Source organism: Variovorax durovernensis, from assembly GCF_977011995.1.
In genome coordinates this window covers 1,837,305-1,859,113 of the sequence record NZ_CDRNCW010000001.1, presented here as the reverse complement: position 1 = coordinate 1,859,113, position 21,809 = coordinate 1,837,305, and the positions used below count along the sequence as shown (strand labels likewise).

Below are 21,809 nucleotides of genomic sequence, written 5' to 3'. Positions count from 1 at the left end.
GCTCAGAAGGCGTACTTCTTGTAGTTCTGCTTGTCGACCTCGACCCAGGCCTGGCCCGTGACGACGATGCCGACGCCCGGCCCCTTCTTCACCGAAACCTTGTTGTAGCCCGGCACGCCCATGTCGGTGCCCTCGGTGATGGTCTTGCCGTCGAGCAGCATCTTGGCCGCCTTGTTCATGACGAGGCCGGCGTCCTTCGGATCCCAGAAGGCGATGCCGCCGACCGCGCCCGACTCCAGGAACTTGGCCGCTTCGCTGGGCAGGCCGGTGCCGAACACGCAGACCTTGCCCTGCAGGCCGGCCTCTTCCACCGCGCGGCCGATGCCCAGCACGTCCAGCGAGGACGAGCCCTGGAAGCCCTTCAGGTCCGGATACTTGCGCAGCATTTCTTTGGCCTTGCCGTAGGCCTTCTCCGCGTCGTTGAGCGATTCGTTCTTGGCGTCGACCAGCTGCATCTTGGGGTACTTCTTCGCGTTCGCCGCGCCGCCGTCGGCCCACTGCACCTGCGACTGGCTGCCCAGCGAGCCGACCAGCGAAGTCCACTTGCCCTGCTGGCCCATGCAGGCGGCCAGGCGCTCGTTGATGCGCGCGCCGTAGGCCGTGTTGTCGAAGGCCTCGATGTCGACCATGGTGTTCTTCTGGTTGTCGGCCTCGTGCGTGACGACCTTGATGCCGCGCTCCATCGCGCGCTTGAGCACCGGCTCCAGCGTGGGCGGGTCCATCGACACGACCGCGATGGCGTCGACCTTCTTGGCCACCAGGTCTTCCACCAGGCGCTGCTGTTGCGCGGCGTCCGACTGGGCCGGGCCGATCTGGCGCGTGGCGACGCCCGGCGTGCTCGCGCCGAACTCCTTCACGCCCACTTCCATGCGGTTGAACCAGCTGATGCCGGTGATCTTCACCACGGTGACGATGTCCTGCGGCTTGCCCTGCGCATGAAGCGCCGACGCGAAAGCCACGGTGCCCAGTGCCAGCACGGAGCAGGCGATCTTGGTTTTCTTCAGCATGTTCGTTTGTCTCCTAGCCCTCGGTGGTTCTCTGCGTCGCGCCAGGAGGGGGCTGATGCGGCGGTGCGCTGGTGCGCGAAACGGAAATGAAGCTGCGCAGGTCGCTCAGGCTCAAGCGTGCCGATGCCAGGAAGAACAGCAGCAGCAGGCCCCAGGCGCAATCGCGGAAGAAGTTGGAAATGCCCAGCAGGTTGAAGGTGCTCGACAGCAGCTGCAGCGCCACGGCCGAGAAGAACAGGCACACCATGCGCCCGTAGCCGCCCTGCGGCCGCACGCCCGCCATCACCGTGATGAGGATGGCAATCAGAAGGTAGGAATTGCCGTAGTCCGACTTCACGCTGGCCGTGCGGGCCGCGATGATCACGCCCGCCACCGCCGCCAGCACGCCGCACAGCGCATACGTGGCAATCAGCATGCGGCCTTGCGGAATGCCCGCGTAGCGCGCCGCCTTGGCATTGGTGCCCAGCAGGAAGAGCCGGATGCCGAACGGGCTCTGCTTGAGCAGCCAGCCGATGGCCAGCAGCATCACCACGAAGATCGCGAACGGAATCGGCACGCCCAGCACCGTCTCGTTGCCGATGGCCGAGAGCGGCTCCGCATTGCCCACGCGCAGGCTGGAGCCCCCGGTAAGCACCACCGCCAGGCCGGTGTAGACCAGTTGCGTGCCCAGCGTGCAGAGAATGGGCGTGAGGCCGACGCGCGCGATCAGCACACCGTTGAGCAGCCCGCCCGCAAGCCCCACCGCTATCGCAATGGCCGCGAAGGCGCTGGTGTAGAGCCACGGCGAGGCATCGGGCTGCACCAGCATCGGTGCCAGCGTGGCAGCCACCACGCCCGAGAGGTTGGCCAGCGCCACGCCGGAGAGGTCGATGCCGCCGTTGCCGGAGATCATCGACAGCGCAACGCCCATGGCGAGCAGGCCGAGTTCGGGCAGTTGGCCGCCCATCGACTGGAAGTTGTAGACGTCGAGGAAGTCGCCCTTTGAAAGCACGGTGGCGACCACGAGGATCGCGACGTTGATGCCGACCAGGAAGTTGAGCTCGCGGTCCGAGAACCTGAATTTCACGAAAGACTCCTTTTGCGGTTCGCGGTTCAGGCTGCCGCCCGGCCCAGCAGCGCATCGACCTCGGCGCGCGTGGGCATCGACGGCGCGGTGCCCGCGCGCGTGACCGAAATGGCCGCCACGGCGGAGCCGAAACGCGCGGCCTCCAGCGGCGACGCGCCTTCGGCCAGCGCGGCCGCGAAGCCGCCGTTGAAGGCATCGCCCGCGCCGGCCGTTTCCTTCACCGCGCCGGCATGGAACACGGGCAGGTGCACCGACTGGTTCGCGCTGTGCAGCAGCGCGCCCTTGTCTCCGAGCGTGATGAGCGCGCAGCCCACCCCCTTGGCAAGAAAGAAGTCGCCCGCCCGGCGCGCGTCCTCGATGGTCTCGACGGCAATGCCGCTGAGCGCGGCGGCTTCATGCTCGTTCGGCGTGATGTAGTCGCACAGCGGGTACACGGCATCGTCGAAGGGCAGAGCGGGCGCGGGGTTGAACACCGTTACCGTGCCTGCCGCACGCGCGAGTTCCAGGCCGCGCTGCGCGGCGCCGGCGGGCTGCTCGAGTTGCGTGACGAACACGCGCGCGCCGCGGATGGCATCGGCGGCGGCATCCACGTCGTCGGTATCGATGAGCGCCGCCGCGCCGGGCACCACGATGATGGCGTTGGCGCCCGTGACCTCGTGCACGTAGATGAAAGCCGCGCCGGTCGGCTGCGTCGTCACCTGCGGCACGCGCGGCGTGATGCCTTCCTGCTCCCACAGTGCGAGCGCGTTGGCGCCGAAGGAGTCCTGTCCGAGCTTGGAGATGAAGGTCACCTGCGCGCCTGCGCGCGCCGCCGCCACCGACTGGTTCGAGCCCTTGCCGCCGGGGCCCATGGCAAAGCCGGAGCCGGCGATGGTCTGGCCGACGCCCGGAAGGTCGGCCGCGCGGAAGGCGAGGTCCGCCACGAAGATGCCGAGCACTGCCACGCCGTGCTGCTGCGAGGAAAAGGCGTTCATCGCTATTCAGGCCTCGGGGGCGAGCACGCCCTTCTTGAACACGAAGCAGCCGTAGAAGCGGCGCTCGCCGGTGGCGATCACGCAGTACGCGCGGCGCGCGGCCTCGTAGAAGGCGAAGCGCTCGATGGAGCCCATCGGCCGTGGACGCCCTTCGGCCGCATCGATCTCGCGCTGCATTTCCAGCTGCACCGGCGGGATCTCGCTCGGCTGGCCCATGATTTCCATGCGCCGCGCCGGATCGTCCACCGCGTTGTCCAGCGGCAGCACCGAAAGAATGGCGCGCGCCGCTTCGGTGGTGCCCACGCCGTCGATGCGCAGCAGCCGGCCCAGCGTGGTCTGGCGTGCGACCGAGTCGGCCGGGAAATTGGCGTCGCACAGCACCAGTTCGTCGCCATGGCCCATGGCGCGCAGGGCGTAGAGCACGTCGGCGTTGAGCAGCGGATGAATGGACTTCAGCATGCGGTCTGTCTCCTCGAAATGGAACGGCTGTCGCGATTGCGATCTTAGGTAAAGAAAACGTTTGCGCAAACGTTTGCTATTTGGGGATTTCCCTTGGTTCGTGTGGCGCGCACAACGGCCGCTCGCTCATTCGCCATAGGGAATCCAGATGTTCTTGACCTGCGTGGCATGCCGCAGGAACGCGGGGCCCTCGGCCGAGGCCGGGTCATGCCAGTCGGTGGAAAGGCCGTGGTCGGCCAGCGTGCGCTTGAGGTTGCCGACCGACAGCAGTTCGGCATCGCGCGACAGTTCCTTCGCACCGAAAACCCACAGCGCATCGACGTCGTCGTGCTCGGCCAGCGTGCGCGCGAGGCTCGCGGCCGGGCCGGTCACGAGGTTGACGACGCCGGCCGGCAGGTCGGAAGTCTCCAGCACCTGATAGAAGTCGGTGGCGACCAGCGCGTGCTTCTCGCCGGGCACGATCACCGTGCGGTTGCCCATGGCCATGAGGGGCGCGAGCAGGCTCACGAAGGACAGCAGCGGCGCCTCGTCGGGACACACCACGCCCACCACGCCGATCGCCTCGACCGTGGCCAGCGCCACGCCGCGCAGCGGCGGCACATGCACCGCGCCCTCGTATTTGTCGGCCCAGGCGCCGTAGGCGAACAGGCGGCCCACCGATGCGTCGACCTCGGCCTGCGCAGCTGCCGCGGCAACACCGGTCAGGCTCGCGATGCGCGCGGCAAACTCGCCGGCGCGGGCCGAGAGGTTTTCCGCGAGGTAATAAAGCGCCTGCGCGCGGCGATGCGGCGTCGCGCTCGACCAGCTCGCCGCGGCGCGCGCCGCGGCCACCGCGTTGCGGATGTCCTTGCGGTTGCCCGCACCCACTTCGCCGGCACGCTGTCCGCTGGCTGCGAAGACCGGGCGCGACAGTTCGCCGTCGGGCCGCACCTGCTTGCCGCCGATGAAGAGCTTGGCGGTGCGGTCGATGGCGGGCAACGCGGGGGAAGACCCGTTCCCGGTCTTCGTTGCAGCTTCGTTCGCCGCCACGGCGGCGACCACATCTGCGGAGCGCGGCTTGCGCTGCGCCCAGGCACGCGGCTTCAGGTATTCGTAGCAACCTTCTCTTCCGCCCTCGCGGCCGTAGCCTGATTCGCGGTAGCCGCCGAAGCCCACGCCCGCGTCGAACAGGTTGGTCGCGTTGACCCACACCACGCCTGCGTGCAGCTGTGGCGCGATGCCCAGCGCGAGGCCGATGGTCTCGCTCCACACGCTGGCGGCGAGGCCGTAGCGGGTGTTGTTGGCCAGCGCGACGGCTTCGTCGGGCGTGCGGAAAGTCATCGTCACCATCACGGGCCCGAAGATCTCCTCGGTCGCCACGGTGGATGCGGGCTGCACGCCCGTCAGCAGCGTCGGCGGAAAGAAGCTCCCGCCCGGCGGCAGCGCGCCCGGCGCCTGGTAGCAGCTCGCGCCTTCGCGCACGCCGGCGGCCACCAGCGAGCGCACGCGTTCGAGCTGCGTGGGGTCGATGAGGCTGCCCATGTCGATCGCCTTGTCCAGCGGCAATCCCACCCGCAAGGTCTGCATGCGGCGCTTGAGGCGCGCGATGAAGTCGTTCGCGATGCCTTCCTGCAGCAGCAGCCGCGAACCGGCGCAGCACACCTGGCCCTGGTTGAACCAGATGGCGTCGACCACGCCTTCGACGGCGGCATCAATGTCCGCGTCGTCGAACACGATGAAGGGCGATTTGCCGCCCAACTCCAGCGTGAGCGACTTGCCCGTACCCGCCGTCGCGGCGCGGATCAGCCGCCCTACTTCCGTCGAGCCGGTGAAGGCGATCTTGTCCACGCCCTCGTGCGCGACCAGCGCCGCGCCCGTGGCACCGTCGCCCGTCACCACGTTGAGCACACCGCGCGGCAGGCCTGCCTGTGCCGCCAGTTCAGCGAAGAGCAAGGCGCTCAGCGGCGTGAGCTCGGCCGGCTTCAGCACCACGGTGTTGCCCAGCGCCAGCGCGGGAGCGATCTTCCACGCGAGCATCAGCAGCGGGAAGTTCCACGGAATGATCTGGCCGACCACGCCCAGCGGCACCTGGTCGGCGAACTCGCGCTCCTGCAGCTGCGCCCAGCCGGCATGGTGATAGAAGTGGCGCGCGGCCAGCGGCACGTCGAGGTCGCGCGCCTCGCGGATCGGCTTGCCGTTGTCCAGCGCCTCGACCACCGCGAGCAGGCGCGCATGGCGCTGCACCATGCGCGCCAGTGCGTACAGATGCCGTGCGCGGCCATGGCCGCCGAGGGCATGCCAGCCGGGCTGCGCGGCGCGCGCCGCCGCCACGGCGGCATCCACGTCCTTCGCGGAGCCTTGCGCAATGCGCGCCAGGCGCTGGCCGGTGGCCGGCTCGGCCGTGTCGAAGTGCACGCCGTCCGAAGCAGGCGTGAAGCGCCCGTCGATGAAGTGGCCGAAGCCTTCGGCATGGCGCGCGAGCCATTCGCGTGCGTCGGTGTCGCTCTCGGGCGCGGGGCCGTAGTCCATGGTGTCGAAATAGCGCGCGACGCTGCTGCTGCCGGCGGAGTTGTTGTTGCTGCTGCTGATGCTGCTCATCGGGCTCATCCGATCGGGTGGCGGTTGTAGGCCGAGTAGCGGCCGGTGATGTGGTGCTCGAGCTGGCGCTCGATGTCGGCCAGCAGCGTGGAAGCGCCGATGCGGAACAGATCGGGCTCGAGCCAGTCGCGGCCCAGCTCTTCCTTCATGAGCACCTGATAGTCGAGCGCGGTCTTCGCGGTGGAGACGCCGCCTGCGGGCTTGTAGCCCACGCGCAGGCCGGTGCGGGCCTCGTACTGGCGGATCATCCGCAGCATCGCGAGCGTGACCAGCGGCGTGGCGTTGACGCCCTCCTTGCCGGTGGAGGTCTTGATGAAGTCGGCGCCGGCCATCATGCAGACCATCGAGGCCTTGGCTACGTTGCGCAGCGTCTTGAGTTCGCCCGTCGCAAGGATCGCCTTCACATGCGCCGCGCCCGCCGCGCGGCGGAAATCGAGCATCTCGTCGTAGAGCTTCTTCCACTGGCCGGTGAGCACGTGCTCGCGGGTGATGACGATGTCGATCTCCGCGGCGCCGTCGCGCACCGAGGCTTCGATTTCCTTGAGCTTGAGCTCGTGCGGAATCAGGCCCGCCGGAAAGCCCGTGGACACCGCCGCCACCGGAATGCCGGTACCCGCCAACGCCTCGACCGCGGTCGAGACGAAGCGGTGGTACACGCACACCGCCCCGGTATGCAGCTTGCGGTCGGCGAAGCCGAGGGCGGCCAGCAGGTCCGGGCGCACCGGCATCACGGCCTTGGCGCAGAGCCGCTTCACGCGCTCGGCCGTATCGTCGCCGCTGAGCGTGGTCAGGTCGATGCAGGTGATCGCCTTGAGCAGCCAGCCGGCCTGCGCGTCCTTCTTGACCGAGCGGCGGCCGGGCAGCGTGGCCACGCGGCGCTCGGCAGCGGAGAGGTTGAAGCGGATGCCTTCGATCCAACCCGCATCGAAGGGCTGGGCGGTGTTGCGGGGAGCTGCGGCATGCGCCTGCGCGGGTGCCGCCGGCAAGGCCGGGGCATCCGCATTGGCAGAAGCCGGCGGCGCCGGGCGCGAGCGCACCGCGCCGCTGGGGCGAACGAGGGAGGTGGAGGTCATGGATGGGCGGGCGCCGTCAGGCGCAAGGGCCGCGGCTGCGGCGGGCAGGCAAGGGGCATGTCTTTGTCTCCGGGCTGCGCCGCGTGGCTGCTCAGCCTTGATGTTGTTCGTGTTGGCCTAAATGTTATTACAACAACATTTATCTGCGCAATATGTTTTTCAAGAAACATTAATCCGGCGTTCGATGCCCGATACTCCGGCACGTGGATCTGAGAAAACCGAACATGCGAAGAACAGCCGGAGCCGAAGCCCGGGCCATGCGCCTGGCCAGGATGCAGGAACTCGTCGAGGCCGGCGGCCCGCTGCCGATCAAGCAGGCGGCCCTGCAGCTCGACGTGACGGAAATGACCATCCGCCGCGACCTGTCGTCGGCCGAATCTCCCCTCACCGCCCTCGGAGGCTATGTGCTCGCCACCACGCTGCCCGGTGCCGAGCGCTACTCGCTCGACGAGGCCAGCGACCAGCACGCGGCCAACAAGCGCCTGGCCTGCGAACACGCCGCCAGGCTGGTGCAGCCGCACGACAGCCTGTTCATCGACTGCGGCACCACCATGGTCCATTTCGCCGAGGCGCTGCCGCCCGAGATGCCGCTGAGCGTGGCGTGTTACTCCACGAACATCGCACAGGTGCTGAGCCGCCGCCCGAACACGCAGTTGATGCTGCTGGGCGGGCTCTACCACCCTTCGTCGGCCACCTTCTTCTCCGACGAGGGCCTGCAGTACCTCGCCAGGCTGGGCGTGAGCAAGGCCTTCATCTCGGCGGGCGGGATCGATCTGAAACGCGGCGCGAGCTGCTCCAACTTCCACGAAGTGCCCGTGAAGCAGGCGGCCATCCGCTGCGCGTCGCAGAGTTTCCTGGTGGTGGACGAAAGCAAGCTCGGCACGCTGCGCCCGGCATTCTTCAGCCCGCTCGATGCCTTCGCACGCATCGTGGTGGGCGGCTCGCCCGAGGCTTCGCTGAAGAAGCAGTTCAAAGACCTGCCGCTGGAATTCGCGCGCGCCCGCGACGCATAGACGCGGCGCCGGCGGCGGCCGGGGCACGGCACCGCCCGGACACATCGATCAGTGAGAATCGCTGCGACGCCACTACCTGCGATCCCGCGATGAATGCCGGCACCGTTTCACTCGACGAGCACTGCCTCAAGATCCTCTCCGCGCTGCAGCACGACGGCCGACAGACCGTGCAGCAGATTTCAGAGACCGTCGGGCTGTCGCCAACGCCTTGCTGGAAGCGCATCAAGGACATGGAGGCGGCCGGCGTCATTCGCGGCTACACCACGCTGGTCGACCCCGAGCAGGTCGGCCTGCACGTGTCGGCCGTGGCCGAGGTCAACCTCGACCGCCACAGCGAGGCGATGGTGCAGCGCTTTGAAGAAGCCGTGGCGGCGAGCCCGCAGATCATCCGCTGCGTGTCGGCCACCGGCCCGGCGGACTACATCCTCAACGTGACCGTGCCCGACATGAAGCACTACGAGCGCTTCCTGCACGAGGTGCTGTTCAGCCTTCCCGGCGTGACGCACGTGCGCTCGAGCATCGTGCTGCGCGAGATCAAGTCGGAAACGGCGCTGCCGCTCGACCACCTGCTGCCGGGCACACCCGGCAAGCCGCGCGCCACGGGGTCGCGCAGAAGCTAGACGCCGCTCAAGGGTATCGGCGCGGCATGCCGGGGGTCGTGTGGAGAATGACCGCATCCTCCGCCCCGATCGCGCCTCGACCATGCCCCTGCCCAAGCCCCTCCTGCTGCAACGCGCCTATCTCCTGCTCATCGCCGTGCTGGTGTTCGTCGGCTGCTGGGTCGCACCCATCGACGCGCCCGCGCGAGCCCAGGTCAACGACGGGCTGAAGCGCGCGCTGACCACCTTTGCCGCGGCACGCGCGCTGGGCGCGGTGGTGTCGGTGGCGCAGGGCACGCAGGTCGACGCCACGCCGGGCGGCGTGGGTGTGAGCTTCGCGCCGGGGCAGGCGCTGAAGCCGCTGAACGAACTCATCGAGCAATTCGCGGCGGTGATGCTCGCGGCCAGCGTGTCTTTCGGCATTCAGCTGGTGCTGCTGAGCATCGGCGCGCACCACCTGATGTCCTACCTGGTCTGTGCTGTGGCGCTGGCGTGGATCGTGTGGCGCTGGCGGCGCGGCAGTTCGCCGCGCTGGCTGCAATCGGCGTTGATCGGCCTGCTGCTGGTGCGCTTCGCGGTGCCGCTGGCGGCCGTGGCTAACGAAGGCCTCTACCGCGTGTTCATGGCCAACGACTACCAGGCCGCGCTGTCGGGCATCGAGAAGTCGCCGACCGCCGTGGTCGATGCCACGCAAGAGGCACCCGTGGCGCAGGAAGGCTGGCGCGACCGCGTCGAACGCTGGCTGCCGAAATTGCCCAACCTCAAGGCGACCTACGACCAGATCCTGAAGTCCGCCTCCGACTGGGCGGAGCGCATCGTGAAGCTCATCGCCCTGTTCGTGCTGCAGACCATCGTGCTGCCGCTGGTGTTCCTGTTCGCGGCGTGGCGGCTCGCGAGAGCCGCAATACGCGAACCGGTACGCAAGTAGGCGAAATCGCCCGACCGGCCGCCGCTGCAACGGAAAGCAGGCCTACTGCGCCACGCCGTGGCCGTAGCAGGCCTTCAGGGCCGTGTAGTCGTAGTAGTGGGCGGTGCCTGGCTTCTTCGCGCCGTCGCAGGACGCCTTGAAGTCGGTTTCCTTCTCGTTGTAGAGCATCTTCACCAGCAGCTTGCCGCTGGCGTCGGCGTACACGTCCCACTGCATGTTGGCCGCCATCGGCGACACGTACTCGCCGCGCCATGCGTTGCTGCCGTAGCTGAAGTTGGCGGCCTTGGGCACGCTCTGGTCCACGCCCTTCAGGCCCATGCGCACGGCAAAGGGCATGAGGATCTCGGCGTGCGCGAAGCGCAGCTTGGCGGCATGCGAGCGGTCGCCGCGCGCGATGGCGTCGACCTCGTTGAACATGTCGTCCACCAGGATCTGCGACATGCGCGAGGTGATGTCGCCCTTCTCGGTCATGCCAGGGCCCTTGTCGTAGAAGTCGGAGCCGTCGTTGAGCGCGGCGAAGAACTTCGCCTGCGCGGCGGGCATGTAGGCGGCGAAGTCGACGCCGGCCTCGCTGCGCATGGCCGGCGCGATCACATAGAGCTCGTACAGCAGCGAACCGGCGTCGCCCGGCGACTTGATCGTGGTCTTGCCGTCACCGCTCAGGCTGGCCGAAAACTTGCCGTCGTCGCTCGCGAAAGTGCGGGTGCCTGTATTCGAGAAGCTGTAGCTGCCGTCGGCGATCCTGTCGACGAAGCTCTTGGCGAACAGGCGCTCCAGCAGCACCCGGCCGGCCGCCGCGGCTTCCGGCGTGACCGTGAGGCCACTCTGCTTGGCTGCCAGGTCGGCGTCACCGGACTTGTAGGCCTGGTAGGCCTGGCTGTCCTGGTAGGTCGTGTAGAGCGGGTCGGCCGGCTTGGTCACCTGGTCGGTGGCCTTCACCAGCTTGTGGAAGTACAGCAGGAAGCGGTTGGTGCCGGCCGGCTGGCTTACAGCGGTGCCGGTGTCGGGGTAAGGCGCCGGTGCCGCAGGGTAGGTGACGAGCGGCGCCAGCGCGGGCTGCGCCGCCTTGAGCGACTGCACGAAGAAGTTGCCGCTGTCGACCGCGCGGTCGACGCCGGAGGTCACGGTCACGATCTGCCGAGGCGCCGAGCCGGCGCTGTCGCCGACCTGCTTCCAGTAAGCCGGCAGCCGCTGCACCAGCCGCGCCGCCAACTGCGTGTGCTCGTTGATGCCGACCTGCGTCTCGTTGCCGTAGCCCGGTGTGCTGATGCCCGCCACGCCATAGCCCAACAGGAAGTTGGCCTTCATGATCTTCAGCACGTCGGGCCCGAGCTTCTGCCCGAGCGGCGTGAGCGCACCGTCGTCCCGTGCCTTCTCCCACATGTTGTAGACGGCCAGGTCGTACTTGAGGCTGGACAGCCCGCGCGAGCCGTGGCGCGCGATCATTTCGGTGTAGACCGGCGCAAACCCCGCGGGTGGCGCCTCGTAGGTGCTGACGTCCTGCTGCGGACGGTACGGCGCCTTGGTCTGGTAGTAGCGGTCGGTCAGGGCCGCGGCGGTCAGCACGGCCTTGATGTCGTCGCCGGCGGCGGCCGATGCCAGCGCATCGCGGATGCGCTGCAGCCCCTCGTCGGACGCGGCCTTGAGCGCGGCCTTGGCCACCGGATCGCTCTCGGTGTTGAAGTCGACTAGCAGCTTGGCCGCAACCACGCCGACCGAGATGGCGACCTTGCTGCTGGCCGCCTTGAAGTCCAGGCCGCCGGCTTCCATTTCGGCGACCACGGCGCTCGACTGGTAGTCGACGACGCCCGGGGCCTCTTTCGGCGCGCGCAGCACGAGCCGCGAGGTCACCGGCTTCGAGGTGGAGGTGGCGGGGTCTAGTTCGGTGGCATCGGTGCCGATCTCGGCCACGATGCCTGCGCTTGCGCCGGTCAGCGTGAAGGCGCCCTGCTTGTCGGTGCGCGTGGCGGGCTCATCGGCATCGCAGCGGCCGTTGGCGTTGATGTCGAGGCAGACCTTCGCGTTGACGAAATAGCTTCCCACGACCACACCGCTCACGCTCGTGGCGGCAGGTGCCGGTGCGGGAGTCGTGACGGCCGGAGGCAGCGAAAAAGGAACACCGCCGCCACCGCCTCCCCCGCCGCAAGAGGCCAGCAGGAGCGCAACAAGGCCAAGGGACGAAGACGGCACGCCGGTCAAGGCACGGGGAAAGGGCAGGTTCGGCAACATGGAGGAAGGGCAGGAAACAAAAGTTTCGAATCCTTCCATCCGTGCATGACGCGCCGATGACCCGCGGCGCAAGCAGGAACAAGCCTAGGAAACGACCTGGTAGTACAGGTTCTGCGGATGCCTGGCCTGCGCGAAGAAGAACCAGCGCTCGGCCAGCAGGCCCGGCGCCTGCACGACGACCGCCAGCAGCCACGGCAGCACCGAAGCGCTCGCGATGCCCCAAGCCGCCAGCGACGCGGGCAGCACGAAAGCCAGCAGCAGGAAACCGAGCTTCATGTTCCCGAGCGCCGCGAGCGACACGCCATGGAAGAACTCCCGCGTGTTGAACGACCCGGCCGACATGCCCATCGACTTCTGCACCAGCTTCTGCGCGCGGATACCCGTGGCCGACTGCAAGGTCGACTTGTGGCGCAGGCGCGCATTGCGCCGCAGGGCGCCGCCGCGCGCGGCCCAGGCGGCCAGCGTGGCAATGAGCGCCCATGGCCCGAACACCTGCACGAAGCGCGCCTCGCCGCTCGAGGCCGCCATCGCGCACGCCAGCACCAGCCCAGACGACAGGCCGATCAGCGTGAAGTTGAGCACCGTCAACGGGTGCGCCCATTCCTCGATGAAGCGCAGGCAGGCGTAGATCATGGCGGTGCAGTACCAGAGCAGCATCGCGCCGCAAAGCACCAGCAGCGGCAGCAGCCACGACCAAGGCGCGCCGATGCCCAGCCGCAGCGACAGCCACCACAGCGCCACCAGCGCGATGAACACCGGCAGCACGATGACCTCGCGCGACATCCACGACGTGCGCCACATCAGCACCGCCCGCCATGCGCGCGTCTTGCGGCCCAGGTGCATGAACGATGCGGAAAGGCCCGCCACCAGGAGCACCTCGGCCACGCCCAGCGCAATGCCCAGGAAGCCCGGCGCCAGCTCCGGGCCGAACAGCACAGCCAGCGCCAGCGCGAACACCAGGCCCTGCGCGGCGCCGGCCAGCGTGGTGAAGAAAAGAATCGAGAACGCGGGATGCATGCGGCTACTCCTTCGCGTCCGCCGGCTGCGTGATGTGCCGGGGCAGGTACTGGTTGGCCGGGCTGGTCTCCCACTCGGGCATCAGCTGGTAGCCGCCGCGCTCGCGGATGGCCTTCGACACTTCGGAGTCCGGGTCTTTCACGTCGCCGAAGATGCGCGCGCCGGTCGGGCAGGCCTTCACGCAGGCGGGCTTGCGGTCTTCCTTGGGCAACTGCTCGTCGTAGATGCGATCCACGCACAGCGTGCACTTGGTCATGACCTGGCGCTCCTCGTCCAGTTCGCGCGCGCCGTAGGGGCAGGCCCACGCGCAGTACTTGCAGCCGATGCACTTGTCGTAGTCGACCAGCACGATGCCGTCTTCCTTGCGCTTGTAGCTCGCGCCCGTGGGGCACACCGGCACGCACGGCGGGTCTTCGCAGTGCAGGCAGCTCTTGGGGAAATGGATGGTCTCGGTGACGGGGAAGGCGCCGGCCTCGTAGGTCTGCACGCGGTTGAAGAAGGTGCCGGTGGGGTTGGCGGCATAAGGGCGTTCATCGGCCAGCGGGCCGGCGCTGCCGGAGGTGTTCCATTGCTTGCAGGAGGTAACGCAGGCGTGGCAACCGACGCAGACGTTGAGGTCGATGACGAGGGCGAGTTGTTTGGCGAGGGTTTCGCCTTGTTCGGCGCGCATGGTGTTGACATTGCTCCCTCCCCCGCTGGGGGAGGGTTGGGGTGGGGGCACGACGGCCTTCAATGCGGCGAGGCTTCCAGTTCCGACGCCGATGCCCCCACCCCCGCCCTCCACCAGAGGGGGAGGGGGCAAGACCGGAGCCGACGACATCAGTTCCTTCAACCACTGCATCATTTCTTCCCCCTCCCCGCAAAGTAAGTCAACACACTCGCCGCCTTCCCCAGCACCCCGGGCACCACCGGCATGCTCGCAACCTGCGGATAGCTCTCCTCAGGCTCTCCGGGCTCCGCCGGCCGAATGCGCACCCGCACGTCGTACCACCCCGCCTGCCCGGTGATCGGGTCCGAGTTGCTGATGGTCCCGCTCGCAGTGCCCTCGCAGGGCAACTCCTCGCTGATCAGGTGGTTCAGCAGGAAACCCTTGCGCGCCTCGTCGGCTCCCGGCGCCAGTTGCCATGCACCGTCGGCCTTGCCGATGGCGTTCCAGGTCCACACGGTGCCGGGCTCCACAGCCTCGCTGTAGCGCAGCATGCAGCGCACCTGGCCCCATCTGCTTTCCACCCAGCACCAGCCGCCGTCCGCAATGCCCGCCGCCTGCGCGGTCAGCGGATTCACGTGCAGGTAGTTGTGGCTGTGGATCTGCCGCAGCCATGCGTTCTGCGAGTCCCACGAGTGGTACATCGCCATCGGCCGCTGCGTGAGCGCGTTGAGCGGATAGGCGGCCAGGTCGGTCGCCGCTTCTTCCAGGGGCGGATACCAGAAAGGCAGCGGGTCGAAATACGTTTCGATGCGCTCGCGCAATGCATCGGGCGGTTGCCGCCCCGGGCTCTTGCCCTGCGCCGCGAGCCTGAAGCTCTGCAGCGTGTCGGAATACAGCGCCAGCTGCACCGGGTCGTTGCGCTGGCGCCAGCCCTTGTCCTTCGCGAAGTCGAGGTACTCCCGGTTCCAGTTGCGCATGTAGTGCATGGTCTCGGGCATGTGGTACTGGAACACGCAGTTGTTCTGCGCATAGGCCTCCCACTGCTTCGGGTTGGGCGCGCCGCGCAGGTGCTCGGTGCCGTCCTTGCCGCGCCAACCCATGAGAAATCCGATGCCCGGCTGCGGCTCGAAGTTGACGACGAAGTCCGGGTAGCCCGTGTACTTGCGCCCGCCCTCGGGCGTGGTGAAGGCCGGAAACTTGAGACGCGAGGCCAGTTCGATCAGCACCTCCTGGAACGGCCTGCACTCCCCCGTCGGCGGCACCACCGGCACGCGCACCGAATCCACCGGCCCGTCGAACTCCGAGATCGGCCGGTCGAGCATGCCCATCACGTCGTGCCGCTCAAGGTACGTGGTGTCGGGCAGCACCAGGTCGGCAAAGGCCACGGTCTCGCTCTGGAAGGCGTCGCACACCACCAGGAACGGGATCATGTGCTCGCCCTTCTCGTCCTTGCGGTTGAGCATCTCGCGCACGGCCATGGTGTTCATGCTCGAATTCCAGGCCATGTTGGCCATGAAGATCAGCAGCGTGTCGATGCGGTAGGGGTCGCCCTTGGCCGCGTTGGTGATCACGTTGTGCATGAGCCCGTGCGCCGACAGCGGGTGCTCCCACGAGAAGGCATGGTCGATGCGGATCGGCGAGCCGTCGGGGTTGATGGCCAGTTCGTCCGGGCCGGCAGGAAAGCCCAGCGGAGCCGCATTGAGCGGCGTGTTCGGCTGGATCATGCCGGGGTCGTTGAAGGCCCGGTAGTTGGGCACGATGTGGCGCGGATACGGCGCCTTGTGCCGGAAGCCGCCGGGCGCGTCGATGGTGCCGAGCACGCTCATCAGCACCGCCAGCGCACGCACCGTCTGGAAGCCGTTGGAGTGCGCAGCCAGCCCGCGCATTGCATGGAAGGCCACCGGCCGCGCCTGCGTGGTCGGGTGCTTCTTGCCCCAGGCGTCGGTCCAGGGAATCGGCAGCTCGAAGGCCTGCTTCAAAGCCGTCTCGCCCATCTCGCGCGCCAGCTTGCGAATGCGCCCCGCGTCGATGCCGGTGATGGCCTGTGCCCACTCGGGTGTGCAACTGGCCACGCGTTCGCGCAGCAGCTGGAACGACGGCGCGACGCGCGTGCCGTCGGCCAGCGTGTAGTGGCCTTCTAGCGCCGGGTCGCAGCCTTCTTCGATTCCTTCAGGGTACGCGTTCTTCACGCTGCCGCTGGCCTTGTCCCACACCAGCTTGTTGTGCGGGTTGCGTCCGTCGCCGGGCGGGCCGCGTTGCGGGTCGGGGTCGAAGGCGAACAGGCCCTGCCGCTCGCAGTCGTCGAGCACCACGAGCTGCGGCGCATTGGTGAAGCGCTTGAGGAAGGCATGGTCCACCAGCTCGCTCGCGATCAGCTCGTGCAGCAGCGCCATGAACAGCGCGCCGTCCGTTCCCGGCTTGATGGGAATCCACTCGTCGGCAATGGCCGAGTAGCCCGTGCGCACCGGGTTGATCGAGATGAAGCGTCCGCCCGAGCGCTTGAACTTGCTGATCGCGATCTTCATCGGGTTGCTGTGATGGTCTTCGGCGGTGCCGATCATCACGAACAGCTTGGCGCGCTCCAGGTCGGGCCCGCCGAACTCCCAGAAGCTGCCGCCGATGGTGTAGATCATTCCCGCGGCCATGTTGACCGAGCAGAAGCCGCCGTGCGCCGCATAGTTGGGCGTGCCGAACTGGCGCGCGAACAGGCCGGTGAGCGCCTGCATCTGGTCGCGCCCGGTGAACAGCGCGAACTTCTTCGGGTCGGTTGCGCGGATCTTCGCGAGGCGCTCGGTCAGCAGGTCGTAGGCGCGCTCCCAGCTGATGGGCTCGAACTCGGCCGCCCCGCGCTCGCTGCCGGCCTTGCGCAAGAGCGGCTGCGTGATGCGCGCGGGCGACACCTGCTTCATGATCCCCGACGAGCCCTTGGCGCAGATCACGCCCTGGTTCAGCGGATGGTTCGGGTTGCCGTCGATGTAGCGCACCTCCGGGCCCTTCTCGCCCTCGCGCAGATGCACGCGAATGCCGCAGCGGCAGGCGCACATGTAGCAGGTGGTGGTCTTGACCGTGGTGTCGGCCGTGGGAGTGGGCGCCGACAGCGGGTCGTGCACGGGCTCGCGGGACAGGAAACTGAACACTGTCGGTCCTTTGTTTTCAGGCGTGGCAAAGCCGATGTTAGGCATCCTCGATCAATCGGAAAAGCGCAGAATATCTCTCACCATGACCGGAAAAACAGATCAATCTCCGGCGCAGCGCCTGCGCCTCAACCTGCGCCAGCTCGAAGTGTTCGTGGCCACCGCGCGCGGCGGCAGCACCCGCGCGGCGGCAGACCGTATCGCGCGTTCCCAGTCGGCCGCGAGCAGCGCGCTGGCCGACCTGGAAACCTCGGTCGGCGTGCTGCTGTTCGACCGCATCGGCCGCCGGCTGGTGCTCAACGAGAACGGCCGCGCCCTGCTGCCCAAGGCGCAGGCGCTGCTCGACCAGGCGGGGGAGGTGCAGGCCCTCTTCAGTGCCGAGCATGCCGCGCCGCTGCGCGTGGCGGCGAGCTTCACCATCGGCGAATACCTGCTGCCCGAGCGCGTGTCGCAATGGACCGCGCTGCACCCGCAAAGCCAGGTGCGGCTGCACATTGCCAACACGCGCGACGTGATCGAGGCGGTGGCGGGCTTCGACGTCGACGTGGGCTTCATCGAAGGCCCGCAGACCCACCCCGACCTGGTGGTGCGCGCATGGCGCAGCGACGAACTGGTGATCGTGGCCGCGCCGGGCCATGCACTGGCGGGCCGCGTGGCCACACACAAGCAACTGTCGCAGGCCACCTGGGTGCTGCGCGAGCACGGCTCTGGCACGCGGCAGGTCACCGATGCCTGGCTGATCCAGAACCTGGAGCAGGTGAACGTGGGCTTCGAACTGGGGAGCACCGAAGCCATCAAGCGCGTGGTGGCCTCGGGCACCGGGCTGGCCTGCCTGTCGCGCTACACGGTGGCGCAGGCGCTGGAAGACGGGCACCTGGTCGAACTGCGTACGCGGCTGCCGGCCGGCGTGCGCAAGCTGGCGACGGTGATGCACCGCGACAAGCTGCTGGGCGGCGCAACCGCCGACTTCCTGCGCCACTGCGGCGCGACCGTGCCGCGCATGGCCACCAGCGCCACCGCGCGCTGAGCGATCAGCCCGCGCTCACCCCATGTGCAGCACCCGCGCCGTGTGGCGCGCGATCACCGCTTCTTCGTCGGTGCGCAGCACCCAGGCGCTGACGGGGCTGCCGGCCGTGGTGAGCCGCGCTGCGCCGTCGCGGTTGGCGGCTGCATCGATGTGCACCCCCAGCCAGGCGCAGTCTTCGAGCATGCGTTCGCGCAGCGGCGCGTCGTTCTCGCCGATGCCGCCGGTGAACACGATGGCGTCCACGCCGCGCAAGGCGCCCGCCAGCATGCCCATGTGCTGCACCACCTGTTCCGCGAAATGCCCGATCGCCTCGGCCGCCGCGGGCTCCGCCGAAGCTTGCAGCGCACGCATGTCGCTCGACACGCCCGACAGCCCCAGCAACCCCGATTCGCGGAACAGCAGCTTCTCGACCGCGTCGGCCGACATGCCGCGCGATCGCATCAGGTAGGGCACCACGGCCGCGTCGATGTGGCCGCAGCGCGTGCCCATGGTCAACCCGTCGAGCGGAGAGAAGGTCATGGTCGTCGCGACCGAGCGGCCGTTGACCATGCCGCACATCGACGCACCGTTGCCCAGGTGCGCGACGATCACGCGCCGCTGCGCCAGCTCGGGCGCGATGCCCGCGAACTGCGCGACGATCGATTCATACGAGAGGCCGTGGAAGCCGTAGCGCCGCACGCCAGCGTCATGCAACTCGCGCGGCAATGCGAAGCGCCGGTTGACCTCCGGCTGCACCGCATGAAAGGCCGTGTCGAAGCAAGCCACCTGCGGCACGCCTTCGAATGCGGCCATTGCAGCTCGCACGCCCGCCAGGTTGTGCGGCTGGTGCAGCGGCGCCAGAGGCTCGAGCTTGGCGAGTGCGTCGAGCAATGCCGCGTCGACGCGCACCGGCGCCACGAAGTCCGTGCCGCCATGCACGATGCGGTGCCCCACCGCCGCGATGCGCCCGCCCTCCTTTTGCTGCGCATGCCATTCGAGCAGCGCGGCCAGCGCGCCCTGGTGCGAGGCGCGTGCGCCATCGAGCGCTTCGTCGAGCAGCGTCCTGCCCTGCGCATCGCGAACGCGCAGCCGCGCCTGCAGGCCCGCGCCCAGACCGTCCGCCTGGCCCGACCAGCGCGCCGACGGCAACGCATCGCCGCCGCCCGGATGTGCCGCATCGAACAATGCGACCTTGATGGACGAGGAGCCCGCGTTGAGCGTCAGCAGCGAATCGGTCATGTGTTCTTCAGACGTAGTCCTTGTACTTGTCGAGGAATCGTACCGGCTTGGACAGCGCGTCGCGGCGGAACGGGTCGCCCAGCTCGCGGGTGCACATGATCTCGATGACGCAGGTCTTGCCTTCGTTCATCTGCATGTCGATGGCTTTCTTCAGTGCCGGGCCCACGTCTTCGAGCTTGTCCACCACGATGCCCTCGGCGCCCATGGCCTTGGCGATGCCCGCGAAGCTCTCGCTTTCAAGCTCGCCCGCCACGAAGCGGCGGTTGTAGAAGTCGACCTGGTTCTTCTTCTCGGCGCCCCACTGGCGGTTGTGGAACACCACGGCCGTGACCGGAATGTCATGGCGCACGGCCGTCATGATTTCCACCATGCTCATGCCCCAGGCGCCGTCGCCGGCGTAGGCCACGGCGGGGCGGTCGGGCGCGGCGCACTTGGCGCCGATCATGGTGGGCAGCGAGTAGCCGCAGTTGCCGAAGCTCATCGGCGCGAAGAAGCTGCGCGGCTCCTCGAAGCGCAGGTAGCTGTTGGCAATGGCGTTGATGTTGCCGATGTCGGTCGAGACCATCACGCGCGGCGGCATTGCCTTCTCAAGCTCGCGCAGCACCTGGCGCGGGTGCAGGTAGCTGCCGCCGGTGGGTGTCTTCTCGCCCTTGGCTTCCTCGATGGCGTCCAGGCTGAACTGGTCGCGCTCGTGGGTCCACTCGTCGAGTTCTTTTTCCCACGCGGCTTTCTCGGCCTTGATCTTGTCGGCGCGCTCGGCCTTGGTGGCGTCGCAGGCCAGCGTCTTGCCCTGCAGGCGCTTGAGCAGTTCCTTGGCCGTGGCCTTGGCGTCGCCGTGGATGCCGACGGTGATCTTCTTCACCAGGCCAAGGTTGGTGTGGTCGGCCTCGACCTGGATGATCTTCGCGTCCTTCGGCCAGTAGTCCATGCCGTGCTGCGGGAGCGTGCCGAAGGGGCCCATGCGCGAACCCAGAGCCAGCACCACGTCGGCCTGCGCGATGAGCTTCATCGCGGCCTTGGAGCCCTGGTAGCCCAGCGGACCCGCTGCGAGCGGATGGCTTGCGGGGAAGGAGTCGTTGCGCAGGTAGCCGTTGGCGACCGGCGCGCCCAGGCGCTCTGCCAGGGCCTTGCACTCTTCCACCGCATCGCCCATCACCACGCCGCCGCCCGAGAGGATCACCGGAAATTTCGCCGAAGCCAGCAGTTCGACCGCCGCGTTGAGGCTGTTCTCGCCACCCGCGCCGCGCTCCACGCGCATCGGCTTGGGAATCTCGCACTGGATCTCGCCGTAGAAGTAGTCACGCGGAATGTTGAGCTGCGTGGGGCCCATCTCGGAGATGGCGCGGTCGAAGCAGCGCGCGGTGTATTCGGCCATGCGCTTGGGGTTGTTCACATGGCCCTGGTACTTGGTGAACTCCTGAAACATCGGCAGCTGGTTGGCTTCCTGGAAGCCGCCGAGGCCCATGCCCATGGTGCCGGTCTCGGGCGTGATCATCACCACCGGGCTGTGCGCCCAGTAGGCGGCCGCGATGGCCGTCACGCAGTTGCTGATGCCGGGGCCGTTCTGGCCGATGACCAGGCCATGGCGGCCCGACACGCGCGCATAGCCGTCGGCCATGTGGGCGCCGCCCTGCTCGTGCACCACCGGAATCAGCCGGATGCCGGCGGGCGCGAAGATGTCCATCGCGTCCATGAAGGCCGAACCCATGATGCCGAAGATGTCGGTCACGCCGTTGGCGACCATGGTCTCGACGAAGGCCTCGGAGGGCGTCATCTTCTGCACGCCCTTGACGGCTTCGCGGGTGGGGGCTGCGGCTTGCTTCTGGCTCATGGAAGGCGTCTCCTGAAAGGATGATGGGCGGTGGCTTGCACCCAAAAAGTCGGAACGACTTGTTCCGGAATTCATTCCGGCGGAATATAGGACGGCATCGGCATGGCGTCAAACAATTTACAAAAATCGGTACGTCTTGTCTCTTTTTTTGTAAAACACCTATGATCCGGCCCATGAAGATCGTCAAAGGGCTCCCCGTGGAAGCCGCCGAACCGGCGGGCGACACACCCACCATGCGCCTGTTCGCGCTGCTCGAAGTCATGGCCGCGAAAGACCAGCGCTATTCGCTGCAGGGCCTGGTCGAGGAAACCGGCCTGCCCAAGCCCACGCTGCACCGCATGCTCCAGCAGCTCGAAGGCGCAGGGCTGCTGCAGCGCGAAGGCGACGGCCGGCACTACGGCATCGGCACGCGGCTGCGGCGGCTGGCCGAGAACCTGCTGCTCAACGACAGCCTGCACGGCGCGCGCCACACGGTGCTGCGCCAGCTGGTGGAAGAAATCGGCGAAAGCTGCAACCTCACCGCGCTGTCGGGCAGCGAGGTGGTGTACCTCGACCGCGTGGAAACCGCCGCGCCGCTGCGCTTCTACCTGCACTCGGGTTCGCGCGTGCCGGTGCACTGCTCGGCCAGCGGCAAGATCTTCCTGTCGCAGATGAGCGCGGCGCAGCGCCGCCGGCTGCTGTCGAACGCACCGCTGGAGCCGTACACGCCCAGGACGCTGACCGACCCGGAGGCGCTGGAAAAGGAAGTGCAGCGCATCCGCAAGGACGGCTATGCCATCGACCACGAAGAATTCCTGCCCGGCCTGCTGTGCATCGCCACGCTGGTGCCTTCCGGCGACGACGCGCCATCCAACCTCTGCATCGCGGTGCAGGCGCCGGTGATGCGGCTCGATGCGGCCAAGGCGAAGACGCTGCTGCCGGCAATGCAGCGTGCAGCCAAGGCACTGAGCCGCATCGATGCAGGCGCGCCCTACTCCGACCGCGCGCAAGCCTGACCCTTCTTCTTTC

General features: G+C 68.0%; 17 protein-coding genes. 5 read left to right on the top strand and 12 right to left on the bottom strand.

The features are described 5' to 3' along the window. Positions 1-2 precede the first annotated feature (2 nt). The 6 genes from ACWV14_RS08775 to deoC all read right to left on the bottom strand — a co-directional run bounded on the left by ACWV14_RS08775 (position 3) and on the right by deoC (position 7,156). Positions 3-1,007: a substrate-binding domain-containing protein gene (locus tag ACWV14_RS08775; RefSeq protein WP_454907303.1), complete on the bottom strand. Its 1,005-nt coding sequence runs from the start codon at positions 1,005-1,007 to the stop codon at positions 3-5. Between the two features lie 13 nt (positions 1,008-1,020). Continuing rightward, the gene (locus ACWV14_RS08770) at positions 1,021-2,073 is read right to left on the bottom strand and encodes an ABC transporter permease (protein WP_454907304.1); all 1,053 of its coding nucleotides are present in this window, start codon (positions 2,071-2,073) and stop codon (positions 1,021-1,023) included. A 26-nt stretch (positions 2,074-2,099) separates the two neighbouring features. Beyond that, a complete protein-coding gene (locus ACWV14_RS08765) occupies positions 2,100-3,047 on the bottom strand; it encodes a ribokinase (RefSeq protein ID WP_454907305.1) in 948 nt (315 codons plus the stop codon). A gap of 6 nt (positions 3,048-3,053) precedes the next feature. Next, the gene (locus tag ACWV14_RS08760) at positions 3,054-3,506 is read right to left on the bottom strand and encodes an RbsD/FucU family protein (RefSeq protein WP_454907306.1); all 453 of its coding nucleotides are present in this window, start codon (positions 3,504-3,506) and stop codon (positions 3,054-3,056) included. Between the two features lie 126 nt (positions 3,507-3,632). Then, positions 3,633-6,083 (bottom strand): aldehyde dehydrogenase family protein, encoded by a 2,451-nt coding sequence (locus tag ACWV14_RS08755; RefSeq protein WP_454907307.1) that lies wholly within the window; start codon positions 6,081-6,083, stop codon positions 3,633-3,635. A 5-nt stretch (positions 6,084-6,088) separates the two neighbouring features. Further along, positions 6,089-7,156, bottom strand: a complete 1,068-nt coding sequence (gene deoC, locus ACWV14_RS08750) for a deoxyribose-phosphate aldolase (RefSeq protein ID WP_454907308.1) — start codon at positions 7,154-7,156, stop codon at positions 6,089-6,091. Positions 7,157-7,380: 224 nt separating this feature from the next. Between deoC and ACWV14_RS08745 the strand changes: the two genes are divergently transcribed. The 3 genes from ACWV14_RS08745 (at position 7,381) to ACWV14_RS08735 (ending at position 9,696) form a co-directional block, all read left to right on the top strand. Then, complete coding sequence (locus tag ACWV14_RS08745) at positions 7,381-8,169, top strand: DeoR/GlpR family DNA-binding transcription regulator (RefSeq protein ID WP_454907309.1); 789 nt, start codon at positions 7,381-7,383, stop codon at positions 8,167-8,169. A gap of 89 nt (positions 8,170-8,258) precedes the next feature. After that, positions 8,259-8,789 (top strand): Lrp/AsnC family transcriptional regulator, encoded by a 531-nt coding sequence (locus ACWV14_RS08740; RefSeq protein WP_422085568.1) that lies wholly within the window; start codon positions 8,259-8,261, stop codon positions 8,787-8,789. An 82-nt stretch (positions 8,790-8,871) separates the two neighbouring features. Continuing rightward, the gene (locus ACWV14_RS08735; RefSeq protein ID WP_454907310.1) at positions 8,872-9,696 is read left to right on the top strand and encodes a hypothetical protein; all 825 of its coding nucleotides are present in this window, start codon (positions 8,872-8,874) and stop codon (positions 9,694-9,696) included. A gap of 42 nt (positions 9,697-9,738) precedes the next feature. Here the strand turns inward: ACWV14_RS08735 and ACWV14_RS08730 are convergent, their stop codons facing one another. The 4 genes from ACWV14_RS08730 to ACWV14_RS08715 all read right to left on the bottom strand — a co-directional run bounded on the left by ACWV14_RS08730 (position 9,739) and on the right by ACWV14_RS08715 (position 16,728). Next, on the bottom strand, positions 9,739-11,754 hold the full coding sequence (locus ACWV14_RS08730) for a histidine-type phosphatase (RefSeq protein ID WP_454912703.1): 2,016 nt from the start codon (positions 11,752-11,754) through the stop codon (positions 9,739-9,741). Between the two features lie 255 nt (positions 11,755-12,009). Beyond that, positions 12,010-12,942: a dimethyl sulfoxide reductase anchor subunit family protein gene (locus ACWV14_RS08725; protein ID WP_454907312.1), complete on the bottom strand. Its 933-nt coding sequence runs from the start codon at positions 12,940-12,942 to the stop codon at positions 12,010-12,012. Positions 12,943-12,946: 4 nt separating this feature from the next. After that, on the bottom strand, positions 12,947-13,786 hold the full coding sequence (locus ACWV14_RS08720) for a 4Fe-4S dicluster domain-containing protein (protein WP_454907313.1): 840 nt from the start codon (positions 13,784-13,786) through the stop codon (positions 12,947-12,949). Beyond that, positions 13,783-16,728 carry a molybdopterin-dependent oxidoreductase gene (locus ACWV14_RS08715; RefSeq protein WP_454907314.1) on the bottom strand — a complete coding sequence of 982 codons (2,946 nt, stop codon included), beginning with the start codon at positions 16,726-16,728 and terminating at the stop codon, positions 13,783-13,785. The genes ACWV14_RS08720 and ACWV14_RS08715 overlap by 4 nt, the downstream gene beginning before the upstream one ends. 82 nt (positions 16,729-16,810) lie before the next feature. On the opposite strand from ACWV14_RS08715, the gene ACWV14_RS08710 reads away from it, so the two are divergent. Then, positions 16,811-17,752 (top strand): LysR family transcriptional regulator, encoded by a 942-nt coding sequence (locus ACWV14_RS08710; protein ID WP_454907315.1) that lies wholly within the window; start codon positions 16,811-16,813, stop codon positions 17,750-17,752. A 15-nt stretch (positions 17,753-17,767) separates the two neighbouring features. Here the strand turns inward: ACWV14_RS08710 and ACWV14_RS08705 are convergent, their stop codons facing one another. Together ACWV14_RS08705 and xsc are read right to left on the bottom strand one after the other, a co-directional pair. Then, on the bottom strand, positions 17,768-18,970 hold the full coding sequence (locus tag ACWV14_RS08705) for an acetate/propionate family kinase (RefSeq protein WP_454907316.1): 1,203 nt from the start codon (positions 18,968-18,970) through the stop codon (positions 17,768-17,770). Between the two features lie 7 nt (positions 18,971-18,977). Beyond that, on the bottom strand, positions 18,978-20,801 hold the full coding sequence (gene xsc / locus ACWV14_RS08700) for a sulfoacetaldehyde acetyltransferase (protein WP_454907317.1): 1,824 nt from the start codon (positions 20,799-20,801) through the stop codon (positions 18,978-18,980). A gap of 161 nt (positions 20,802-20,962) precedes the next feature. Here xsc and ACWV14_RS08695 point away from each other — a divergent pair, with 161 nt between their 5' ends. Next, positions 20,963-21,796, top strand: coding sequence for an IclR family transcriptional regulator (locus tag ACWV14_RS08695; RefSeq protein WP_454907318.1), 834 nt, complete (start codon positions 20,963-20,965; stop codon positions 21,794-21,796). Positions 21,797-21,809: the final 13 nt, after the last annotated feature.

What these genes read in the sequence shown, in the direction of transcription:
- ACWV14_RS08775 (WP_454907303.1), bottom strand. Translation starts at nt 1,007, where the DNA reads ATGCTGAAGAAAACCAAGATCGCCTGCTCCGTGCTGGCACTGGGCACC.
- ACWV14_RS08765 (WP_454907305.1), bottom strand. Translation starts at nt 3,047, where the DNA reads ATGAACGCCTTTTCCTCGCAGCAGCACGGCGTGGCAGTGCTCGGCATC.
- ACWV14_RS08760 (WP_454907306.1), bottom strand. Translation starts at nt 3,506, where the DNA reads ATGCTGAAGTCCATTCATCCGCTGCTCAACGCCGACGTGCTCTACGCC.
- ACWV14_RS08755 (WP_454907307.1), bottom strand. Translation starts at nt 6,083, where the DNA reads ATGAGCAGCATCAGCAGCAGCAACAACAACTCCGCCGGCAGCAGCAGC.
- deoC (WP_454907308.1), bottom strand. Translation starts at nt 7,156, where the DNA reads ATGACCTCCACCTCCCTCGTTCGCCCCAGCGGCGCGGTGCGCTCGCGC.
- ACWV14_RS08745 (WP_454907309.1), top strand. Translation starts at nt 7,381, where the DNA reads ATGCGAAGAACAGCCGGAGCCGAAGCCCGGGCCATGCGCCTGGCCAGG.
- ACWV14_RS08740 (WP_422085568.1), top strand. Translation starts at nt 8,259, where the DNA reads ATGAATGCCGGCACCGTTTCACTCGACGAGCACTGCCTCAAGATCCTC.
- ACWV14_RS08735 (WP_454907310.1), top strand. Translation starts at nt 8,872, where the DNA reads ATGCCCCTGCCCAAGCCCCTCCTGCTGCAACGCGCCTATCTCCTGCTC.
- ACWV14_RS08725 (WP_454907312.1), bottom strand. Translation starts at nt 12,942, where the DNA reads ATGCATCCCGCGTTCTCGATTCTTTTCTTCACCACGCTGGCCGGCGCC.
- ACWV14_RS08720 (WP_454907313.1), bottom strand. Translation starts at nt 13,786, where the DNA reads ATGATGCAGTGGTTGAAGGAACTGATGTCGTCGGCTCCGGTCTTGCCC.
- ACWV14_RS08710 (WP_454907315.1), top strand. Translation starts at nt 16,811, where the DNA reads ATGACCGGAAAAACAGATCAATCTCCGGCGCAGCGCCTGCGCCTCAAC.
- ACWV14_RS08705 (WP_454907316.1), bottom strand. Translation starts at nt 18,970, where the DNA reads ATGACCGATTCGCTGCTGACGCTCAACGCGGGCTCCTCGTCCATCAAG.
- xsc (WP_454907317.1), bottom strand. Translation starts at nt 20,801, where the DNA reads ATGAGCCAGAAGCAAGCCGCAGCCCCCACCCGCGAAGCCGTCAAGGGC.
- ACWV14_RS08695 (WP_454907318.1), top strand. Translation starts at nt 20,963, where the DNA reads ATGATCCGGCCCATGAAGATCGTCAAAGGGCTCCCCGTGGAAGCCGCC.